The organism is Streptomyces anthophorae (genome assembly GCF_049310305.1).
Classification (GTDB): Bacteria; Actinomycetota; Actinomycetes; order Streptomycetales; family Streptomycetaceae; genus Streptomyces.
Genome location: NZ_JBLWQQ010000001.1, coordinates 1,749,432 through 1,768,942 on the forward strand (window position 1 = coordinate 1,749,432; position 19,511 = coordinate 1,768,942).

Annotated in this window: 18 protein-coding genes; 6 read left to right on the forward strand and 12 right to left on the reverse strand. The window is 72.9% G+C overall.

Features of this window, described 5'->3' with window-relative positions; genetic code table 11:
- Positions 1–40: 40 nt before the first annotated feature.
- From ACNYS0_RS07930 to tdh, 3 genes are all read right to left on the reverse strand, one after another.
- Positions 41–943: a LysR family transcriptional regulator gene (locus ACNYS0_RS07930; protein WP_422471951.1), complete on the reverse strand. Its 903-nt coding sequence runs from the start codon at positions 941–943 to the stop codon at positions 41–43.
- Between the two features lie 67 nt (positions 944–1,010).
- The gene (locus tag ACNYS0_RS07935; RefSeq protein ID WP_422471952.1) at positions 1,011–2,201 is read right to left on the reverse strand and encodes a glycine C-acetyltransferase; all 1,191 of its coding nucleotides are present in this window, start codon (positions 2,199–2,201) and stop codon (positions 1,011–1,013) included.
- A 182-nt stretch (positions 2,202–2,383) separates the two neighbouring features.
- Positions 2,384–3,412, reverse strand: coding sequence for an L-threonine 3-dehydrogenase (gene tdh / locus ACNYS0_RS07940; RefSeq protein WP_422471953.1), 1,029 nt, complete (start codon positions 3,410–3,412; stop codon positions 2,384–2,386).
- Between the two features lie 364 nt (positions 3,413–3,776).
- Here tdh and ACNYS0_RS07945 point away from each other — a divergent pair, with 364 nt between their 5' ends.
- Positions 3,777–5,213 (forward strand): amino acid permease, encoded by a 1,437-nt coding sequence (locus ACNYS0_RS07945; protein ID WP_422471954.1) that lies wholly within the window; start codon positions 3,777–3,779, stop codon positions 5,211–5,213.
- Here the strand turns inward: ACNYS0_RS07945 and ACNYS0_RS07950 are convergent.
- The 7 genes from ACNYS0_RS07950 to ACNYS0_RS07980 form a co-directional block, all read right to left on the reverse strand.
- Complete coding sequence (locus ACNYS0_RS07950; protein ID WP_422471955.1) at positions 5,210–5,806, reverse strand: GAF domain-containing protein; 597 nt, start codon at positions 5,804–5,806, stop codon at positions 5,210–5,212. The two genes, ACNYS0_RS07945 and ACNYS0_RS07950, sit on opposite strands and share 4 nt — an antisense overlap.
- The gene (locus ACNYS0_RS07955; RefSeq protein ID WP_422471956.1) at positions 5,803–6,402 is read right to left on the reverse strand and encodes a GTP-binding protein; all 600 of its coding nucleotides are present in this window, start codon (positions 6,400–6,402) and stop codon (positions 5,803–5,805) included. The genes ACNYS0_RS07950 and ACNYS0_RS07955 overlap by 4 nt, the downstream gene beginning before the upstream one ends.
- Positions 6,380–6,751 carry a DUF742 domain-containing protein gene (locus ACNYS0_RS07960; protein ID WP_326017958.1) on the reverse strand — a complete coding sequence of 124 codons (372 nt, stop codon included), beginning with the start codon at positions 6,749–6,751 and terminating at the stop codon, positions 6,380–6,382. Before ACNYS0_RS07960 ends, ACNYS0_RS07955 begins: the two co-directional genes overlap by 23 nt.
- 2 nt (positions 6,752–6,753) lie before the next feature.
- Positions 6,754–7,188 carry a roadblock/LC7 domain-containing protein gene (locus ACNYS0_RS07965; RefSeq protein WP_422414452.1) on the reverse strand — a complete coding sequence of 145 codons (435 nt, stop codon included), beginning with the start codon at positions 7,186–7,188 and terminating at the stop codon, positions 6,754–6,756.
- Between the two features lie 164 nt (positions 7,189–7,352).
- Positions 7,353–9,332: a sensor histidine kinase gene (locus tag ACNYS0_RS07970; RefSeq protein WP_422471957.1), complete on the reverse strand. Its 1,980-nt coding sequence runs from the start codon at positions 9,330–9,332 to the stop codon at positions 7,353–7,355.
- A 300-nt stretch (positions 9,333–9,632) separates the two neighbouring features.
- Positions 9,633–9,902, reverse strand: a complete 270-nt coding sequence (locus ACNYS0_RS07975; protein ID WP_422471958.1) for a DUF1905 domain-containing protein — start codon at positions 9,900–9,902, stop codon at positions 9,633–9,635.
- Positions 9,903–10,026: 124 nt separating this feature from the next.
- Entirely contained in the window at positions 10,027–10,320 is a 294-nt protein-coding gene (locus ACNYS0_RS07980; RefSeq protein ID WP_422471959.1) for a hypothetical protein, read from the reverse strand.
- Between the two features lie 103 nt (positions 10,321–10,423).
- Here ACNYS0_RS07980 and ACNYS0_RS07985 point away from each other — a divergent pair, with 103 nt between their 5' ends.
- Positions 10,424–11,140, forward strand: a complete 717-nt coding sequence (locus tag ACNYS0_RS07985) for a class I SAM-dependent methyltransferase (protein ID WP_422471960.1) — start codon at positions 10,424–10,426, stop codon at positions 11,138–11,140.
- A 30-nt stretch (positions 11,141–11,170) separates the two neighbouring features.
- On the opposite strand, the gene ACNYS0_RS07990 is transcribed toward ACNYS0_RS07985, so the two are convergent.
- Positions 11,171–12,355: an MBL fold metallo-hydrolase gene (locus ACNYS0_RS07990; RefSeq protein WP_422471961.1), complete on the reverse strand. Its 1,185-nt coding sequence runs from the start codon at positions 12,353–12,355 to the stop codon at positions 11,171–11,173.
- Positions 12,356–12,581: 226 nt separating this feature from the next.
- Between ACNYS0_RS07990 and ACNYS0_RS07995 the strand changes: the two genes are divergently transcribed.
- Genes ACNYS0_RS07995 through ACNYS0_RS08010 form a run of 4 tightly spaced genes read left to right on the forward strand, consistent with a single transcriptional unit; the run spans position 12,582 to position 18,734 of the window.
- Positions 12,582–13,739 (forward strand): acyl-CoA dehydrogenase family protein, encoded by a 1,158-nt coding sequence (locus ACNYS0_RS07995; protein ID WP_422471962.1) that lies wholly within the window; start codon positions 12,582–12,584, stop codon positions 13,737–13,739.
- On the forward strand, positions 13,736–15,394 hold the full coding sequence (locus ACNYS0_RS08000) for a 5-guanidino-2-oxopentanoate decarboxylase (RefSeq protein WP_422471963.1): 1,659 nt from the start codon (positions 13,736–13,738) through the stop codon (positions 15,392–15,394). Before ACNYS0_RS07995 ends, ACNYS0_RS08000 begins: the two co-directional genes overlap by 4 nt.
- On the forward strand, positions 15,391–16,617 hold the full coding sequence (locus ACNYS0_RS08005; protein WP_422471964.1) for a glutamate dehydrogenase: 1,227 nt from the start codon (positions 15,391–15,393) through the stop codon (positions 16,615–16,617). Before ACNYS0_RS08000 ends, ACNYS0_RS08005 begins: the two co-directional genes overlap by 4 nt.
- Positions 16,614–18,734 (forward strand): acetate--CoA ligase family protein, encoded by a 2,121-nt coding sequence (locus tag ACNYS0_RS08010; RefSeq protein WP_422471965.1) that lies wholly within the window; start codon positions 16,614–16,616, stop codon positions 18,732–18,734. The genes ACNYS0_RS08005 and ACNYS0_RS08010 overlap by 4 nt, the downstream gene beginning before the upstream one ends.
- Here ACNYS0_RS08010 and ACNYS0_RS08015 read toward each other — a convergent pair.
- On the reverse strand, positions 18,667–19,509 hold the full coding sequence (locus tag ACNYS0_RS08015; RefSeq protein ID WP_422471966.1) for a helix-turn-helix domain-containing protein: 843 nt from the start codon (positions 19,507–19,509) through the stop codon (positions 18,667–18,669). The genes ACNYS0_RS08010 and ACNYS0_RS08015 overlap by 68 nt on opposite strands.
- Positions 19,510–19,511: the final 2 nt, after the last annotated feature.

Consider the following 19,511-nt stretch of genomic DNA (forward strand, 5'->3'; position numbering starts at 1 on the left):
GGCCAGGTGGAAGCGGTGAGGCCCAGTGGCGCTCCCCGCCTCAGCCCTCCGCCGCCTCCCCCAGCGCCTCCAGCACCGGCCGGATCAGCGGATGCCCCTCCGCCCCGTGCCGCACCGCCGCGAAGACCTTGCGGGTCGGCGCCGCGCCGTCGATCGGGCGGACCACCACCTGGCTCAGGTCGACGCCGTGCAGGGCCGAGCGCGGGACCAACGCCACGCCCGCGCCCGCGGAGGCGAGGGCGACGACGGCGCGGAAGTCGTCCGACGAATGCTCGAACTGCGGGGAGAAACCGGCGTGTTCGCAGGCCAGGACGACCACGTCGTGGCAGGGGTTGCCGGGGTACGGGCCGATCCAGGTGTCCTTGGCGAGGTCGGCGACCGGCACCCATTCCGCGGCCGCGAGGCGGTGCGTGACCGGCAGGACCGCGTCGAACGGCTCCGCGTACAGGGGCACGCGCGTGATCCGATCGTCGTCGGCGCCCGGCGCGCCCCGGTAGTCGACGGCGACCGCCACGTCGATCTGCCGGTCGAGCAGCATCGGCAGGCTGGCGTCGCCCTCGGCGTCCTGGACGCGGACGCGGATGCCGGGCGCCGCCTTCGTCAGCAGGGCGAGCGCCGGCCCCACGACGAGTCCGATGCCCGTCGCGAAGGAGGCCAGTGTCACGGTGCCCGCCTCGCCCGTGCTGTACGCGGCCAGCTCGGCCTCGGCCTTCTCCAGCTGGGCGAGGACCGCGTTGGTGTGGGTGAGCAGGATCTCGCCGGCCGACGTCAGGCGGACCCCGCGCGCGCCGCGCTCGACCAGCTTGTGGCCCGTCTCCTGCTCAAGCGCTGTGAGCTGCTGCGAGACCGCCGAGGGGGTCAGGTACAGCGCGGCGGCCGCAGCCGTGACCGTGCGGTGGTCGGCCACCGCACGGAGGATGTGCAGCCGCCGCGCTTCGATCATGGGGCGATTCTCCCAAACGGGTCCGACATTCCCCGCACCGGCGGCGTCGGCCCACGCACCGGCGGTCTCAGCCCAGCTCGGCGCGCGCCGCCACGAACGCGTCCACCGCCCGGTTCACGTCCTCCGTGGAGTGCGCCGCCGACAGCTGGACGCGGATGCGCGCCTGGCCCTGCGGGACCACCGGGTACGAGAAGCCGATCACATAGACGCCGCGCTCCAGGAGGAGTTCGGCCATGCGGCCCGCGACGGAGGCGTCGCCGATCATCACCGGGGCGATCGCGTGGTCGCCGGGGAGGATGTCGAAGCCCTCCTCCGTCATCCGCGTGCGGAACAGCTTGGTGTTCGCCGCGAGGCGCTCGCGCAGGTCGCCCGCCGACTCCAGGAGGTCGAGGACCTTCAGGGAGGCCGCGGCGATCACCGGGGCGAGGCTGTTCGAGAACAGGTACGGGCGCGAACGCTGGCGCAGCAGCGCGACGATCTCCGCGCGCGCCGCGACGTAGCCGCCGGACGCCCCGCCCAGGGCCTTGCCGAGGGTGCCGGTGATGATGTCGACGCGGTCCATCACGCCGTGCAGTTCGGGGGTTCCGCGGCCGCCGGGGCCGACGAAGCCGACCGCGTGCGAGTCGTCGACCATGACCATGGCGTCGTAGCGCTCGGCGAGGTCGCAGATGTCCGTGAGCGGCGCGACGTAGCCGTCCATGGAGAAGACGCCGTCGGTGACGATCAGCTTCCTGCGGGATCCGGACGCCGCCTTCAACTGCGCTTCCAGGTCGGCCATGTCGCGGTTGGCGTAGCGGAAGCGCTTCGCCTTGGACAGCCGGATGCCGTCGATGATCGAGGCGTGGTTGAGGGCGTCGGAGATCACCGCGTCCTCGGGGCCGAGCACGGTCTCGAAGACGCCGCCGTTGGCGTCGAAGCAGGAGGAGTACAGGATCGTGTCCTCCTGGCCGAGGAAGGCCGAGAGGCGCGCCTCCAGCTCCTTGTGGACCTCCTGGGTGCCGCAGATGAAGCGGACGGACGCCATGCCGTAGCCCCAGCGGTCGAGGGCCGCGTGGCCCGCCGCGATCACCTCGGGGTGGTCGGCGAGGCCCAGGTAGTTGTTGGCGCAGAAGTTGAGCACCTCGCCGGGGCGGCCTCCGGCCGTGACGTCGACGGTGGCGGACTGCGGGGTGCCGATGACCCGCTCGGGCTTGTGCAGACCGGCGGCCCGGATCTCGTCGAGGGTGGCCTGGAAGTCGGCGCGTGCGTTGTCGAACATGGGGTCTTCCTTACGGATTCGGGTGGCGTGGGCGGGGTTCCACGGTGCGGCGTCGGCGAGTGAGCCAAAGGGGCGCGCCGGTGTTGAGGCACCGAGCGCGCGGAGGCCCGACGAAGGAGGGTCGAGCACGGTCGGTGCCTCAACACCGGCTTTGTCGCCCCGGAGGCGAACCGAGCCCAAAATCAGGCAGTCCAGTCGAGGATGACCTTGCCGCCCTTGCCGCTCGCCGCGTCCTCGAACGCCGCGTCGAAGTCGGTGTGGGCGTAGCGGCCGGTGATCACCGGGGAGAGGTCGAGGCCGCCTTCGAGGAGGACCGACATCGCGTACCAGGTCTCGAACATCTCGCGGCCGTAGATGCCCTTGATGGTGATCATCGAGGTGACGATCCGGGCCCAGTCGACGGCGAACTCCTCGGACGGCAGGCCGAGCATGGCGATCTTGCCGCCGTGGGTCATGTTCGCGAGCATGTCGCGCATCGCGACGGGGTTGCCGGACATCTCCAGGCCCACGTCGAAGCCCTCGCGCAGGCCGAGTTCGCGCTGGCCGTCGGCGATGGTCGAGGACGCCACGTTCAGGGCGAGGCTCACGCCCACCTTGCGCGCCAGCTCGAGGCGCTCCTCGCTGACGTCGGTCATGACGACGTTGCGGGCACCGGCGTGCTTGGCGACGGCCGCCGCCATCAGGCCGATGGGTCCCGCGCCCGTGATCAGTACGTCCTCGCCGACGAGCGGGAAGGACAGCGCGGTGTGCACGGCGTTGCCGAACGGGTCGAAGATCGCGGCGACGTCGAGGTCGACGGGGACGCGGTGCACCCAGACGTTGGAGGCGGGCAGCGCCACGTACTCGGCGAACGCACCGTCGCGGCCGACGCCGAGGCCGACCGTCGCGCGGCACAAGTGGCGGCGCCCGGCGAGGCAGTTGCGGCACTTTCCGCACACCAGGTGACCCTCGCCGCTGACGGTGTCGCCGACCGCGATGTCGCTCACGTCCCGGCCGGTCTCGACGACCTCGCCGACGAACTCGTGCCCCACGACCAGCGGCGCGCTGATGGTCGACTGCGCCCAGCCGTCCCAGCTGCGGATGTGCAGGTCGGTGCCGCAGATCCCGGTGCGCAGGACCTTGATCAGTACGTCCCCGTGGCCGACGCCGGGCTCGGGGACGTCCGTCAGCCACAGACCCGGTTCGGCCTTCTCCTTGACCAGTGCCTTCAAGGGTTCGACTCCTGTCGTCGCGCATGCGGGCAGGGCGAACCGGCCCGCGTGCGGGGAGAGTGGGTGATGAGGGTGCGCTGCGGCAGTCGTCCGGATACGTCCCGTATGCGGTTCGCCGACACCGCAGACTCTTCCGTACACGGGGCGTTCGGTCCATCGAGGTTTTCTTAAGCGGCGCCCCAGGTTTCCTACAGGCCTGCCCGGGCGGGCACCTCGAAGAGCCCCTCCCCCAGGGCCCCTTGACGCCCCATTGATCCGCCCAGCGAACAGCTTGTCCGAATAACGGACAGCCGACGCACCACGTCCCACCAGCGCATACTGTCGCCGCACTTCAACCCGTCTCAGACAGCGAACAGGCACGACCATGACACGCACCTCCGTCACGGACCCGCCGCAGGCCGGATCCGACGTCGGCGCCACGCCCGGCGACGTCGAGGACGCCTCCACCGGCACGGAACTCGGCCACGGCCTCAAACAGCGGCACCTTTCGATGATCGCCCTCGGCGGCGTCATCGGCGCGGGCCTCTTCGTAGGGTCCGGTGCCGGGATCGCCGCCGCGGGCCCCGCGGTCGTCCTGCTCTTCGCGGGCGCCGGATTCGTGGTCATGCTGCTGATGCGGATGCTCGGCGAGATGTCCGCTGCCCGGCCCGCCACCGGCTCGTTCTCCGTGCACGCCGAGCGCGAACTCGGCGCCTGGGCGGGAGCGACGTCGGGCTGGATGTACTGGGTGATGCTCACCTGCGGCGTGGCCGCGGAGGCGACGGCGGCCGGGCAGATCATGCACGGCTGGGTGCCGTTCCTGCCCGCCTACGGGTGGGTCGCCGTCTTCATGGTGTTCTTCTGCCTGAGCAACCTGGCCGCCGTGCGCAACTTCGGCGAGTTCGAGTTCTTCTTCTCCGCCCTGAAGGTCACCGCGATCTGCGCGTTCCTGGTGCTGGGAGTCCTCGGCATCTTCGGCGTCTTCGGTGACGCCCCCGGCGCCTCGAACCTCACCGGCCACGGCGGCTTCTTCCCCACCGGCACCTCCGGCCTGATCGCCGGACTGCTCACCGCCGTCTTCGCGTACGGCGGCCTGGAGACGGTGTCCATCGCCGCCGCCGAGTCCGACAAGCCGCGCGAGAACGTGGCGCGCGCCGTGCGCACCGCCGTGTGGCGCATCGCGCTCTTCTACGTGGGGTCGATGGCGCTCGTCGTCGCCCTGGTGCCGTGGAACGACCCGAACGTCGCCGCCGACGGCCCGTACGTCACCGTCCTCGACGAGTTCGGCATCCCGGCCGCCGGCACCATCATGCAGGCCGTCATCCTGGTCGCCCTGCTGTCGGCGATGAACGCCAACATCTACGGCTCGTCCCGCATGGCCTACTCCCTCGTCTCACGCGGCCTCGGCCCGCGCTTCCTGGGCCGGGTGCGCCGCCGCGTGCCCGTGGCCGCCGTGCTCGCGTCCTGCCTCTTCGGCTTCTTCGCGGTGTTCGCCGGCGTCTGGTGGCCCGACACCGTGTTCACCTGGCTGATGAACACGACCGGAGTCGCCATCCTCGTCGGCTGGGTCTTCATCTGCCTCGCGCAGCTGAAGATGCGGCGCCGCCTGGAGCGCGAGTCGCCCGAGCTGCTCACCGTGAAGATGTGGGGCTTCCCGTATCTGACCTGGCTCGCCCTGGCGGCCATCGCGGGTGTCTTCGTGGTCATGGCCAGCACCGCCGACGGCCGCGACCAGCTGTTCGTCTCCGCGATCCTGGTCGTCGCGCTGGCCGCGGGCGGCTACGCCAAGCAGCGCCGGGACGCCCGCGCCCGCACCGCCTAACCGAGCAGGTCGCCCCGCCCCCGCACCAGCTCCATCAGTTCGGCCGCCATCGCCTTGATGGTCACGAGCCCCGCCTGTCCCCACGGGCGGGGCTCCGTCGCGACCGCGCACACCGTACCGAGGGCGAGCCCGGTGCGCTCGTCGATCAGCGGCGCGCCCAAGTAGGAGCGGATACCGATCTCGTCGACCACCGGGTTGCCCGCGAAGCGCGGATAGTCGCACACGTCCTCAAGGACGAGCGCCTTGCGCCGCACGACCACATGCGGGCAATAACCGTGATCGCGCGCCATGTAGCGCGACACTTCGCCTTCCGTGGACGTGGCTTTCGCGGCCGAGGCGGCCACCGCGCCCAGTTCGCCGCCCCGGTGGTCGCCTTCGGGGGTGTGCAGACCCGCGAAGAACTGCCGGTTCTCGTCAATGAAGTTGACCATCGCGTACGGCGCGCCGGTCACCTCGGCGAGCCGGTCCGCGAACCGGTCGAACACCGGCTCGGCCCGCTGCCCCAGGTCGAGCCTGCGCAACCGGCCGGCCCGCTGGGCGCCCTCCTGGTCCTGGGGCGTCAGCAGCAGCCTCCTTGCGGCGTCGTACGTCACGTGTGGGCTCCGAACCCCGTGGTGGTCGCGGGCGCGTGCGCCAGCAGGTGCCGTACGAGGGTGAGCAGCGTCTGGATGCCGGAGCTAGAGATGCGCGCGTCGCAGCGCACGACGGGGACCGCCGGGTCCAGGTCGATGGCGGCGCGGACCTCCTCGGCCTCGTAGCGGTAGGAGCCGTCGAACTCGTTGACCGCCACGATGAAGCCCATCCCGCGCTCCTCGAAGAAGTCGACGGCGGCGAAGCAGTCCTCCAGGCGGCGGGTGTCCGCGAGGATGACCGCCCCGAGAGCCCCCTCGGACAGCTCGTCCCACATGAACCAGAAGCGCTCCTGGCCCGGCGTGCCGAACAGATAGAGCACATGCTCCGGGTCGAGGGTGATCCGCCCGAAGTCCATCGCGACCGTCGTCTCGACCTTGTTCTCGATGCCGTCGAGATTGTCGGTGTCCTCGCTGACCGTGGTGAGCAGCTCTTCCGTGCTGAGCGGAGCGATCTCGCTGACGGCCCCGACGAAGGTCGTCTTGCCGACCCCGAACCCGCCCGCGACCAGGATCTTCAGTGCGGTGGGGAAAGGGTCAGAGCTGGCGTCGTAGTCCATCGAGCACTGCCTCCAGTAGGGACCGGTCAGTGGGGTTGTCGTGGAACGTGGGGGGCTTCGTAGTGATCGCTTGGCAGTCGACGAGATCGGAGAGGAGCACCTTGGTCACGCCCGCCGGGAGCTTCAGATGACCGGCGATCTCCGCGACCGATGTGGGCTGCGCACACAGGTCGAGCGCCTGGCTGTGTTCCGGCCCCAGATAGCCGAGGGGGGTCGCCCCGGTGGCCATCACATGGGTGAGCAGATCCATCGACGTGCTGGGCCGGGTACGTCCGTTGCTGATCGTGTACGGACGCACGAGCCGGCCCGCGGCGCCGTCCAGCCAAGGCCCGTCCTGCGGGGCCGCCACCGTCAATTCCTCATCGCCGTGGGCTCGGCGGAGGACTGCCGGGGTGCGGTCACCAGGTAGGGCCGCACGCTCTTGACGAGCATGGCCATCTCATAGCCGAGCACGGCCGCGTCCGCGTCGCGCCCGGCGAGGACCGCGAGACAGGTGCCGGAGCCCGCGGTCGACACGAACAACAACGCCGAGTCGAGCTCCACCACCACCTGCCGTACGTCGCCGCCGTCGGCGAACCGGATGCCCGCGCTGCGGCCCAGCGAGTAGAGGCCCGAGGCGAGGGCCGCCATGTGGTCGGCGCTGTCGGCGTCGAGCCCGTGCACGGACTTGACGAGTCCGTCGGAGGACAGCAGCACGGCGCTGCTGGTGTGGGGAACGCGCTGGACGAGGCCGCTCATCAGCCAGTCGAGATCGGACACATGACCCGTCGGCACATCGCTCGCCATGGGGGATCGACTCCTTGGTGGACTGCTGGGTGTGGTGCGGGGAGGTGGGGGATCGGCGGGGGCGGGTGCGGTGCGGGCTTTCGGGCGGGTACGCGCGCGTGGTGGCGTGCGCGTCCCTGTACGGGGAGGGGGCGGGGGCGGGCGTGTGTGCGGCGTCGTGGTGGTCATGCAGGGGCGCCGCCTTGGTCGTCGGGGCCCGGCTCCCACTGCCGGGTGTCGGGACCCGCGCCGCCGGGGGTCCGCGGTTCGGCCGACTCCGCGAGCGTGATGCCGCGCTGGAAGGCGGCCATGAGACCGGGGTCGTGCACGGACGGGGCCGGGTCGTCGCGGCGCGGCGCGGGGCCGCCGCGCAGTTGCGGGGCGATGTGCTCCTGGGCCCTGCGGCGCGGGAGTTGGGGGCGGCCGCTCATGGTGCCGCGCACGACGCCCTCGGGCCGGGCGGCCAGGGGTTCGGCGCGGGCCGCGGCCTCGCGGGCCTCGGGGCGGATGCCAGGGAGGGCGTCGGCGGGGGTGGGGCGGGCGTCACCGGCGACGCGCTGCGGGAGGGGGGCGCCGGGGGGTGCGGGGCGGGGTGCGGTGGGTGGCGCGCTGGTGGGGGGCGGTCCCGCGGCCGGCTCGGGTGTGCCGGTCGGCATGGTGGCGGGAGGCGTGGTCATGGGCGTGCCCGCGGGGGGCGTGCCCATCTGCGTTTGTCGGGGCACCACGGAGACGGCTCCGTGGAGCGGGGCGGGCGAAGGGGGCGCCGGGGCGGGGGCGTTGGCCGGGGCGGGGCGTGTGCCGTTGGTGTCCGGGCGGCCGGGCTGCGGCGGCGGGCCGTCCGCCCGGTGGCCGTTCGCCGACGGTGCCGCGGGGTCGCCGCCGAGCACGCTGTCCGCGGTCGCCGCGGCGGCGGCCTTGCGCACGTGCGGGATGCGCACACCCGCGCCGTCGGTGTCGCCGTCCCCGCCGAGCAGATCCTGGGGCAGCACGAGGACCGCCTGCACTCCCCCGTAGATGTTGGTCTGGAGCCGCACCGTGATGCCGTGCCGCCGTGCGAGCTGCGAGACCACGAACAGGCCGATGCGGCCGTCCGCGAGGAGGCTCGCCACGTTGACCTGGTCGGGGTCGGTGAGCAGGGTGTTCATCTTGTTCTGCTCGGTGACCGGCATGCCGAGGCCGCGGTCCTCCACCTCGATGGCGAGCCCGGAGGTCACCCGGTTGGCGCGGAGCAGGACCTGGGTGTGCGGGGCGGAGAACACCGTGGCGTTCTCGACGAGTTCGGCGAGCAGGTGGATGCAGTCGGCGACGGCGTGCCCGCGCAGGGTGCCGTCGATCGGCGGCACGAGTTTGACCCGCGAGTACTGCTCGACCTCGGCGATCGCGGAGCGCATCACCTCGGTCATGGACACGGGGTGGCTCCACTGGCGGCGCGAGACGGCGCCGCCGAGCACGGCGAGGTTCTCGGCGTGCCGACGGGTGCGGGTGGCCATGTGGTCGACGTGGAAGAGCCCCTTGAGCAGGTCGGGGTCCTCGACCTGGTTCTCCAGCTCGTCGAGCAGGCTGATCTCGCGGTGCACGAGGGATTGCAGGCGCCGGGCGAGGTTCACGAACACCTCGACCTTCTGCCGGCTGCCCGCCTGACTGGACAGCTGGGTGGCCTGGACGACGGCGGTCACCGCGACGTCGTGGCCGCGCGCGAGGTCGACGGCGAGCCGGTCGAAATCGTCACCGCCGGGCGCGCCGACGACGGGTGCGCGGCGCGGCGGCGGGGCCTCGCCCTTGCGCAACTGCTCGACCAGGTCGCGCAGTTCGGACTGCCGGTGCGCGGCTCCCTGGCGCAGCGCGAGCACCCGGTCGCGTACGACGGCCGCGGTGCGCCGCGCGGCCACGGCGGCGATCACGATGCCCGCGACCGTCACCAGGCAGGCCCCGCCGAGCACCGCCCACAGTGTCGAGCTGGGCCGCACGCCCGTGTGCTGGAGGACGAACAGCACGGCCGCGCTCGCGCCGAGGGCCACCGCGAGCGGCGGGAGGATGGCGATGCGCAGGAGCTGGGAACGTATGTGCGTCTCGGTCGGCTGCGGCGCGGCCCGCCCGGCCGGCCTGCCGTGCCGACCGCCTTCGCGGCGGTCTGCGCGGGCGGCCGGCTGGCGGGGCTGGGACATACGGCGACCTCGTCCTCGGTTCTGTGAGTTCAGGGTGGGGGGTGGCTCGGCAGTTGGAGAGACAGCAGGCAGCGCGACCGGGCGTCGCACGGCGAGCACACACGGTAGTCGCCAACGGCATATACGCGAGGGGCAGTTGACAAACTCCGGCGGGCCAGGTCCCGCTCTGGTATGACGCTTCGCACCCATGCCCGAATACGCGCCCGCGATCCACTCACACACGCGTTCGTCTGGGGGTTTTCGGGCGGCGCTCGACGTCCGGTGCCCGGTACCCCACACCGGACACCGGACGTCAGGTGTTCACGCGCTCAGGCGCTCCTCGAGGCGTACGGTCACGGTGTCCCCCTCCTCCTTGCCGATCGCCTTGCGCACGTCCGCCTTCACCGGCAGCTTGTGCGTGCCGTCGCCCAGGGCCATGAACGAGCTCTGGAACGGATGGCCGTCGATCGTGCCGCGCACCTTCACCAGGCCACGGGTTCCGAAGAACTCTGCCGACTCGGGCCACACGACGTACGTCCAGCCGCCCTTGTTCGGGCTCTTCCGCAGGGTCGCGGTGAATTGCTTGTCCATCACGGGTACCGCCTGTCCGGGCGCAGTTCCGGTGGCCCGGCTCGTCCCGTGCCACCGCGTCCTTGCTGTTCACCAGGTAGGACGGGGGCGAGCGAGGAAACTCATCGCGTGACGCCGACAGGCCCTAGTTCTCGTCGTTCCCGTCGTTCCCGTCGGGACGGAAGCGGGCCCTGATGTGCATGCGCTCGCCCTGAGGTCCCAGGATGCTGAGGAACTCCACGGCGCGCTCGTCGGTAGCCCTCGTGCGAGCGCGGCCCGGGCTGACGGCCGTCGGTGAGGCCCGCGGGCAGGACCTGCTTGAACGCCTGGAGGCCGCCGGGATGCCGGTGGCGTCGGACAGGGCCGTCAGGGTGGCGCCGCGGCGCTTGCGGAGCTCGCGCAGTCTCGGTCCGACCCCGGCCGGCACCACCGTGCCCACGTTTTGCGTTTTCTGCAAAGAAGTTTGCCCATACGCGGGGTCGGAGCGACCTTGGCGTCGACGGGGGTCACCGTCGCACCGCCGAGAGACAGGACCGGACGCCATGCCTCACGCCATGAACAACGGCATCGTTCAGGACGACAGCCCGCAGTCGGACACCACTCAGCCCGACTCCATCCACTCCGACTCCATCCACTCCGACACCGCCCGGGAGTGGGACGAGCGGTACCGCAGCAGCGAGCGGCTCTTCAGCGGCAACCCGAACGGCGTGCTCGTCACCGAGGTCGACGGGATGCCGCCCGGCCAGGCCCTCGACGTCGGCTGCGGCGAGGGCGGCGACGCGCTCTGGCTGGCCCGGCGAGGCTGGCAGGTCACGGCGGTCGACGTCTCGGAGGTCGCCCTGCGCCGCGCCGCCGCGGCCGGTACCGACGTCGAGGGGCGGGTCTCCTGGGCGCGGGCCGACCTGGCGGTGACCCCGCCGCCGGCGGGCGCCTTCGACCTGGTGAGCGTCCAGTACTTCCCGCTGCTGCGGAGCACCGGCCCGGCGGCGGCGCGCGGGCTCATCGACGCGGTCGCGCCCGGCGGCACACTGCTCTTCGTCACGCACGCGCTGGCGGACCTGGCGCACGACGCCGCGGTGACCGCCGAATTCGACCCCGCCGACTACTACTGGGCCGACGACGTCATCAAGCTCCTCGCCGCCGACGGCGAGGGCGCCTGGGAGATCCAGGTCGACGAGACGCGCGGGCGCACCGCCCCGGCCCCGCCCGGCACCCACCACCACCGCGACACGGTCCTGCGGGCGCGGCGCGCGGCATGACCGGAGTGACGTGACCGGAGTGGCGTGCGCCTACCCCGCCACCACGATCTCCGTCTCCGCCGCCCCCGCCGCGGGCCCGGCCACCGGCCACCCGCCCGGCGGCACCGCCGCGACCGCCCGCCACCACTGCTCCGTGGGCAGCGCCTCGGCGCCGGGCTCGAAGGGCTCGCCGGGGCGCGGCAGCGCGAGGCGCGCGGCGGCGCGGCGGGCCGCGGTGACGGTCCCCTCACCGGGCTCGGCCCAGGCGTGCGGCGCCAGGTTGAACGTCCCCCAGTGGATCGGCAGCATCGGACCGGCCGCGGGCCCGCCCTGGAGGTCGAGGTGGGCGCGCATGCCCTCCTGCGGGGTCATGTGGATGTCCGGCCAGTACTCCGAGTACGCGCCGATCTGGATCATCGTGACGTCGAACGGCCCGTGCTCCGCGCCGATCTCCTTGAACCCGGAGAAGTAGCCGGTGTCGCCGCTGTGGAAGACGCTGTGCTCGGGCCCGGCGGCCACCCAGGACGCCCACAGGGTGTGCTGCGCGTTGCGCAGGCCGCGGCCGCAGAAGTGGCGGGCGGGGGTGGCGGTCAGCGTCACCCCGGCGACCTTGGTCGACTCGTGCCAGTCCAGCTCGCGCAACCGGTCCGCGGGCACGCCCCAGTGCTCCAGGTGCGCGCCGACGCCGAGCGGCACCGCGAACACGGTGTCCGTGTGGGCGAGCGCCTTGATGGTGGGCATGTCCAGGTGGTCGTAGTGATCGTGCGAGATCACCACCACGTCGACCGGGCCCAGCGCGGCGAGCGGCAGCGGCGCCGGGTGCAGCCGCTTGGGCCCCGCGAAGGCGAACGGTGAACAGCGCTCGCCCCACACCGGGTCGAACAGCACCCGCACCCCGTCGATCTCGGCGAGGACGCTGGAGTGCCCCATCCATGTGATCCGCAGGCCGCTCACCGGCGGCTTCGCGAGATCGGCGAGCGTCGTGGCATGCACGGGCACGGTCCCCGTGGGCGCCCGGCGGGCGCGCTCGTCCTTGCGGAAGTAGTTCTTCGCGAACTCGACCATCGAGCCGTCGGGCCGGGTGCGCGCGCCCTCCGGGTTCTGGAAGGAACCGTCCGCGAAGTTCGGGGACCGGCGGATGCGGTCGAGGCGGGCTCCCGCGGGCTCGGCGCCAAAGGCATCGGGCTGGAGCGAGCGCAGCCCGGAAGTCAGAGAACGTGACACGGCGCCTCCCATTGATCGATCAGGCTTCCCATTATGTGCGGCACCACTGACAACGCGCTGGGCGTCCTCCGTGTGCCCGAATCCCCGCGCATGTGACCGGCGTCCCTCCGCCGGCGACGCGCGGCGTGCGGCAGCGTCTCCCACAAACTGATCCATCATTCAGTAACAGTTCGATTGACAGCGCTCTCGACGACTCCGGATACTGACCGACGATTCAGTAAAGTCATCTGGAGGCACCGTGTCGGAACTGCCCACCGAACTGGTCCCGCTCACTCCCGAACAACACGCCGTCGTCGAGCTCGCCCGGACCTTCGCGGCCGAGGAGATCCGGCCACGCGCGCGTGCCGTCGACGAGGCGGACATCGAGACGCCCTGGGACCTGTGGCGCAAGGCGGCCAAGGTCGGCATCACCGGGTTCATGCTCCCCGAGGAGTTCGGCGGGGGCGGCTTCACCGATGTGTTCACGCAGGTCCTCGTCCAGGAGGAGCTGTGCGTCGGCGACCTGGGCATCGGCAATCTGCTGTGCTCGAACGGCTTCTTCGCCGACCCCGTGCTCGCCCTGGGCACCGAGGATCAGCAGCGCACCTGGCTCACCCCGCTCGCGGGCCCCGACACCCCGATGACGTCGCTTGCGACCACCGAACCCGGCGCGGGCTCGGACGCGGCGTCGATCAGCACCACGGCCCGCCGCACCGAGGGCGGTTACCTCCTCAACGGCCAGAAGGCGTGGATCTCGAACGCCGGTGAGGCCGACCGCTACGTGGTGTTCGCCAAGACGGACCCGACCCAGCGCTCGCGCGGCGTCAGCGCCTTCCTGCTGCACAAGGACACCGAGGGCGTCACCTTCGGCGCGCCGATGCGCAAGATGGGTCAACGCGCCATCGTCTGCCGGGAGATCTTCTTCTCCGACGCGTTCGTCCCCGAGGAGAACCGGCTCGGCGACGAAGGGCAGGGCTTCAGCGGCCTGATGCGCACCTTCGACATCTCGCGCGCCGTCCTGGGCGCCGCCGCCACCGGTGTCGCCCGCGCCGCCTACGAGTACGCACGCGACTACGCGCGTACGCGCGAGCAGTTCGGCAAGCCCGTCATCGAGCACCAGGCGGTCGCGTTCCGCCTCGCCGACATGCGCACCCGCATCGAGCAGTCGCGCCTGATGACGTGGCGCGCGGCCCGCCGCCTGGACGCGGGCCTGAGCGCCACCACCGAGGCCGCCATGGCCAAGCTCACCGCATCGGAGACGGCCGCGTACTGCACCTGGGCCGCCGTGCAGACGCTGGGCGGCTGGGGCTACTCGCGCGAGTTCCCGGTCGAACAGTGGATGCGCGACGCCAAGTTGGAGGAGATCGAAGAGGGCACCTCCGACATCATGCGCCTGATCATTGCGAGGTCACTGTGACGTCCCAGCACCCACCCGCCGCCGTTTCCCGCCACAGTCCCACCCCTGCGGCGGACCCCAGCCACCTCACCGGCGGCGAGGCCCTCGTCCGCGCCCTGGCCGCCCACGGCGTCACCCGGGCCTTCGGCATCCCGGGCACCCACAACCTGGAGATCTACCGCCACTTGACGGCCTACGGTGTCGCGCACACCGCACCGCGCCACGAACAGGGAGCCGGATACGCGGCGGACGGGTACGCGCGCGTGACGGGCACGCCCGGCGTGGCGATCACGACCACGGGTCCCGCGCTCCTGAACATCGCGGCGGCCGTCGGGCAGGCGTACTCGGACAGCGTGCCGCTGCTGGTGATCTCGCCGGGCATGCCCTTGCGCCACCCACGCCAGTCGACGGGCCTGCTGCACGAAATGCGCAGCCAGAGCGAGGCGTTGCGCAACGTGGCCGCCTTCAGCCACCGGGTCTCCTCAGTGGCGGAGATCGGGGCGGCGGTGGCGCGCGCGTTCACGCTGTTCCGTTCGAACCGGCCGCGCCCGGCGCACATCGAGATCCCGCTCGACCTCCTGGAGGCCACGGAGCCCGCGGGCCCGGCCCGCACCGCTCCCCCGGCCGCTCCGCGCGTACCGGACGCGACGCACCTCGCGCAGGCCGCCACCCTCCTCGCCCGCGCGGAGCGCCCGGCCCTGATCCTCGGCGGCGGCGCCCGCGGCGCGGCGCCCCAATGCCTCGCCCTGGCGGAGCAGTTGGCGGCCCCGGTGGTCACCACGGCGAACGGCAAGGCGGTCGTCGACGAAGAGCACCCGCTCTCCCTCGGCGTCTCCCTGCACAGCCCCGCCGTGCAGGAATGGCTCACCACCCGCGACGTGATCCTCGCGGTCGGCACCGAGCTGGCCGAGTCCGACATCTGGACCGCCGAACCCCTGCCCTTCCAGGGGCAGTTGATCCGGGTGGACCTCGACCCGGCGCAGATGTACGCGGGCATCCCGGCGGACGTCCCGCTGGTCGGCGACGCGGCCGCCACGCTCGACGCACTCGCCCTCGAACCCGCGGCCACCGCCCCGGACCCCACCCGCGCCCACGGCGAAACCGCCGCGCTCAAGGCGGCCCGCGACCAGGAGTCCCGCCCCCGCGACGCCCACTGGCTGCCCTACCTGGAGGCGATCCGCGGCGCCCTCGACCCGGACGCCGTCGTCACCTCGGACAGCGCCCAGTGCTGCTACTACGGGGCGCTGCCGCACCTCACCCTGGGCCCGGACGCCCGCTACCTGCACCCCACCGGCTTCGGCACGCTCGGCTACGCGCTGCCCGCCGCGATCGGCGCGAAGGCCGCATGCCCGGACCGCCAGGTGGTGGCGCTCAGCGGCGACGGCGGGTTGCAGTTCTCGATCCAGGAGCTGGCCACGGCCGCGGCCCTCCAACAGCCGCTGGCCGTCGTGGTGTTCGACAACTCCGGCTACGGCGAGATCCGCGACGAGATGAAGGCCCGCGGCGACGCGCCGCTCGCGGTCGACCACGCGCGCGTGGACCTGCCCGCCCTCGCCCGCGCCTACGGAGGCCACGGCGCGACCGCCCACTCCCCCGAGGAGCTCGCCAAGCTGTTGAGCACCGCCCTGACCACGCCCGCCCCCACCCTGATCGTCGTCCCTGAGGAGTCCGCATGACCACCGCCCCCACGCCCGCCACCACCGCCACGCCCCCGACGGCTCCCACGGCGCCCCTCACGCAGCTCACCTGGACCGACCACGTCACCGGCCGGCACGGCCACCTCGTCATCGACCGCCTGGTGCGCGGCGTCTCCAGCGGCGGCCTGCGCATGCGGGCCGGCTGCACCCTGGAGGAGGTCGCGGGCCTCGCGCGCGGCATGACGATGAAGGAGGCGCTGCACTACAACCCGCAGGGCCGCTACATCCCGCTGGGCGGCGCCAAGGGCGGCATCGACTGCGACCCGCAGGACCCGGAGGCGTACGGCGTCCTGGTGCGCTACCTGAAGGCGATGCGCCCGTACATCGAGTCCTTCTGGACGACCGGTGAGGACCTCGGGCTCACGCAGGACCTGGTCGACAAGGCGGCGGCCGAGGCGGGTCTCGTGTCGTCGATCCAGGCCGTGTACCCGCTCCTGGACGACGAGGAGACGGCCCGCCGGCGGCTCGCGGACGCCTTCGCGGTGGACGTCGACGGCATCGGCCTGGACGAGCTGGTGGGCGGCTGCGGCGTCGCCGAGGCGGTCCTGGTCGCGCTCGACCGGGCCGGCCGCCCCTACGAGGGCACCCGTGTGTCCCTCCAGGGCCTTGGCACCATGGGCGGCGCCACGGCGCGCTTCCTCGCGCGCGCTGGGCTCACCATCGTGGCGGTGGCCGACCTGAAGGGCACCATCGCCAACGACGCCGGTCTCGACGTGGATGCGCTGCTCGCGGCGCGCGACGCCTACGGCACGGTGGACCGCGCGCGGCTGCGCCCCGGCGACCGTGAACTGCCGGGCGACGCCTGGCTGTCGGCGGACGCGGACGTGCTGGTCCCGGCCGCGGTCTCGTACGCGATCGACGCGGCGAACCAGGAGCGGATCACGGCCCGCTGGGTCGTCGAGGCGGCGAACATGCCGGTCCTCGCGGAGGCCGAGGAGCTGCTGACCGGGCGCGGCATCACGGTCCTGCCGGACGTGGTCGTCAACTCCGGGACGAACGCCTGGTGGTGGTGGACCCTGTTCGGCGACATCGGCGCGGACGCGGACGAGGCCTTCGCCTACACGCGGCGCTCCATGCGCTCCCTGATCGACCAGATGCTCGCGCGCGCGGAGGGCGACGGAACGACCCCCAGGGCCGCGGCGCACGCCATCGTCGCCGACCGCCTGCCGATCCTCGCGGAGAGGTTCGGGTGGTACAGGTGACGACGACAACGAGCCTGGACGCGTTGTACGACCCGGCCTCGGTCGCGGTCGTCGGCGCGTCCGACAACCCGGAGAAGTGGGGCTACTGGCTCGCGGCGGGCGCCCTGACGGGACGCGCCCGCCGCGCGGTCCATCTGGTCAACCACCGGGGCGGCCACCTTCAGGGCGAACCGTTCCGCCCCGCCCTGTCCGCCCTGGACGCGCCGCCCGAGCACGTGGTGGTCGCCGTGCCGCCCCAGCAGGTGCGCCCGGTGGTCCAGGAGGGCCTGGACGCGGGTGCCCGCTGCTTCACGGTGATCACTTCGGGCACCACGGAGGAGGACACCCTCGCGGGCCTGGTCACCGCGCGCGGCGCCCGGCTGCTCGGCCCCAACTGCATGGGCATCGTCGACACGACGAGCCAACTCCGGCTCAGCTGGGGCGACTTCCCGACCGGCGGGCTCGGCCTGGTCTCGCAGAGCGGCAACCTCGCCCTGGAGATCGGCCGCCACCTCCAGCGCGCGGGCGCGGGCTTCTCGCGCTTCGTCTCGCTCGGCAACCAGCGCGACATCGACGCCGCCGACGCCCTGGAGTCCCTGATCGCCCACGAGCCCACGAGAGCGATCGCGGCGTACGTGGAGGACTTCCGGGACGGCCGCCGCCTCGCGGACGTCCTGGCGGCCGCTCACGCGGCGGGAAAGCCGGTCCTGCTCCTCACGGTGGGCCGCAGCGCGGCATCGGGCCGCGCGGCCGCCTCCCACACCGGCGCCCTGGTCAGCCCGCACGCCACGGTCGCCGCGATCTGCCGCGACGCGGGCGCCCTCCTGCTCGACTCGGCGGGCGAACTCGTCGACACGGCCCTCCATTTGATGTCCCCCACCCCCTCGCTCGTACGTTCGCGCCCTCATCCCCCACGCCACGAAACGCCGACCGCCCCCACCCCCGACCCAGCCGGCGCCGCCCCACCCCCACCGCACCGGATCGCCGTGATCGGGGACAGCGGCGGGCAGGGCGCGCTGGCCGCCGACTCGTTCGCCGCGTGCGGCTTCGACGTGCCCGCGCTCTCCCCGGCCACCGTCGAGGCGCTCGGCGCGCATCTGCCGCCGGGCGCGGGGCGGGCCAACCCGGTCGACCTGGCCGGGGCCGGCGAGCGGGACCTGGCCGCCTACGCGCGCGTGGCGGCCGCCCTGCTGGACAGCGGCGACGCGGACACGGTCGTGCTCACCGGCTACTTCGGCGACTACGCGAGCGCGAACCCGGCCCAGGAGGAACGCGAGTGCGAGATCGCGCACGCCCTGGCCGACGCCTCCCGTGCCGCGGGGCGGGCCCTGCTCGTGCACACGATGGCCCGCGACACGGCGGCCCTGGCCGTCCTGAGGGAGCGCGGCATTCCGGTGCACGAGCGCGTCGAGCAGGCGGCGACGGCGCTCGCGGGCGCCGTGCGCCTGGCCTCCGCCGCGCCGCGCCTGCCGCAGGAGCGGACCGCTCCCCCGGCGGCGTACGAGGTCGAGGACGGCGGCTACGAGCGGGTGCGTGAGCTGCTCGCCTCCTACGGAGTCGCGTTCCCCACGGCCGCGTTCGTGACGGACGCGGACGCCGCGGTGGAGGCCGCCTACCGCACGGGCTATCCCCTGGTGCTCAAGGCGATGGGGCTCGCCCACAAGACCGAGGCCGGGGGCGTGGCTCTGCACCTCGCGGACGAGGCCGCCCTGCGGACCGCGTTCGCGCGGATGCGGGAGGCCACCGGCGCGGACCGGTACGCGGTCGAGGCGATGGCCACACCTCCGTACGCGCGTGAACTCATCGTGGGGGTGCGCAGGGACGCGGCGTTCGGTCCGGTCGTCATGGTCGGCGCCGGGGGTGTCACCGCCGAGCTGCACGCCGACACGGCGCTGGCCCTGGCCCCGCTCACCCCGGCACGCGCGCGTGCCCTGCTCCTCGAACTGCGGCACGCACCGCTGCTGACCGGGTGGCGCGGCGCACCGGCCGTCCACCTGGAGGCGGCGGTAGCGGCGGTGTGCGCGGTGGCGCAGGCCGCCGCGGACCATCCGGAACTGTCCGAGCTGGAGGTCAATCCGCTGCTCGTGCATCCGGGCGGGGCGATCGCTCTGGACGCGCACGGGGTGCCAGCTCGCTGAGGCGGTCGGCGGTCTCCTCGTCGAGCGGCAGGAACGCTTCGAGCCGCAGCTCGGCGAGGGTCACGTCGACCGCCGTGCCGAAGTGCGTGAGCGTGCTCAGCAGGCGCAGCTCGCCGACGCGGGAGCGCAGCCGCAGCGGTACGGCGAACCCCAGATGGTCCGGGCCGTTGCGCCGCGGCCGTGCCGGCAGCAACGCCTCCAGTTCGGTGAGGAGTTGGGCCGTGCGCCGATGCGGGTTGCGTGCGGCCTCGTCCCGGAGGGCGTCGACGACGTGCCACGCCCACTCGTCCAGGTTCTCGATGCGCGGCGCGAGACCGCGCGGATGCAGCAGGACGCGCGCCACGTTCACCGGTGGCTCAAGGAGAGGCGCGTCCACCCCGCCGATCAACGCGTGGAAGGCGCCGTTCGCGGTGACGAGGTCCGCGCCCCGGTCGATGATGACGGCCGGGTAGGGATGATGCGCCTCCATCACGCGCTCCAGCGCTCTGCGGACGGCGCCCAAATGCGGGTCGGCGAAACCGGTCTCGGGGTAGGCGGGCGCGTATCCCGCGGCCAGGAGGAGCACGTTCCGCTCGCGCAGCGGCACCTTCATGGCCTCGGCGAGGCGTACGACCATGGCGCGGCCCGGCATGGAACGGCCGCTCTCGATGAAGCTGACATGGCGTTGTGTGGTGCCCGCGCGTGCGGCGAGTTCCAGCTGGCTGATCCTGCGCCGCGTCCGCCAGCCGCGCAGCGCCTCGCCCAGTTCCCCGCCCCGCACCGTCTGCGTCGTCACCG

Coding starts and splice junctions, on each gene's coding strand:
- ACNYS0_RS07930 (WP_422471951.1), bottom strand. CDS start 943: ATGATCGAAGCGCGGCGGCTGCACATCCTCCGTGCGGTGGCCGACCAC.
- ACNYS0_RS07935 (WP_422471952.1), bottom strand. CDS start 2,201: ATGTTCGACAACGCACGCGCCGACTTCCAGGCCACCCTCGACGAGATC.
- ACNYS0_RS07945 (WP_422471954.1), top strand. CDS start 3,777: ATGACACGCACCTCCGTCACGGACCCGCCGCAGGCCGGATCCGACGTC.
- ACNYS0_RS07955 (WP_422471956.1), bottom strand. CDS start 6,402: ATGGACTACGACGCCAGCTCTGACCCTTTCCCCACCGCACTGAAGATC.
- ACNYS0_RS07965 (WP_422414452.1), bottom strand. CDS start 7,188: ATGGCGAGCGATGTGCCGACGGGTCATGTGTCCGATCTCGACTGGCTG.
- ACNYS0_RS07970 (WP_422471957.1), bottom strand. CDS start 9,332: ATGTCCCAGCCCCGCCAGCCGGCCGCCCGCGCAGACCGCCGCGAAGGC.
- ACNYS0_RS07975 (WP_422471958.1), bottom strand. CDS start 9,902: ATGGACAAGCAATTCACCGCGACCCTGCGGAAGAGCCCGAACAAGGGC.
- ACNYS0_RS07985 (WP_422471960.1), top strand. CDS start 10,424: ATGCCTCACGCCATGAACAACGGCATCGTTCAGGACGACAGCCCGCAG.
- ACNYS0_RS07990 (WP_422471961.1), bottom strand. CDS start 12,355: ATGGGAGGCGCCGTGTCACGTTCTCTGACTTCCGGGCTGCGCTCGCTC.
- ACNYS0_RS08005 (WP_422471964.1), top strand. CDS start 15,391: ATGACCACCGCCCCCACGCCCGCCACCACCGCCACGCCCCCGACGGCT.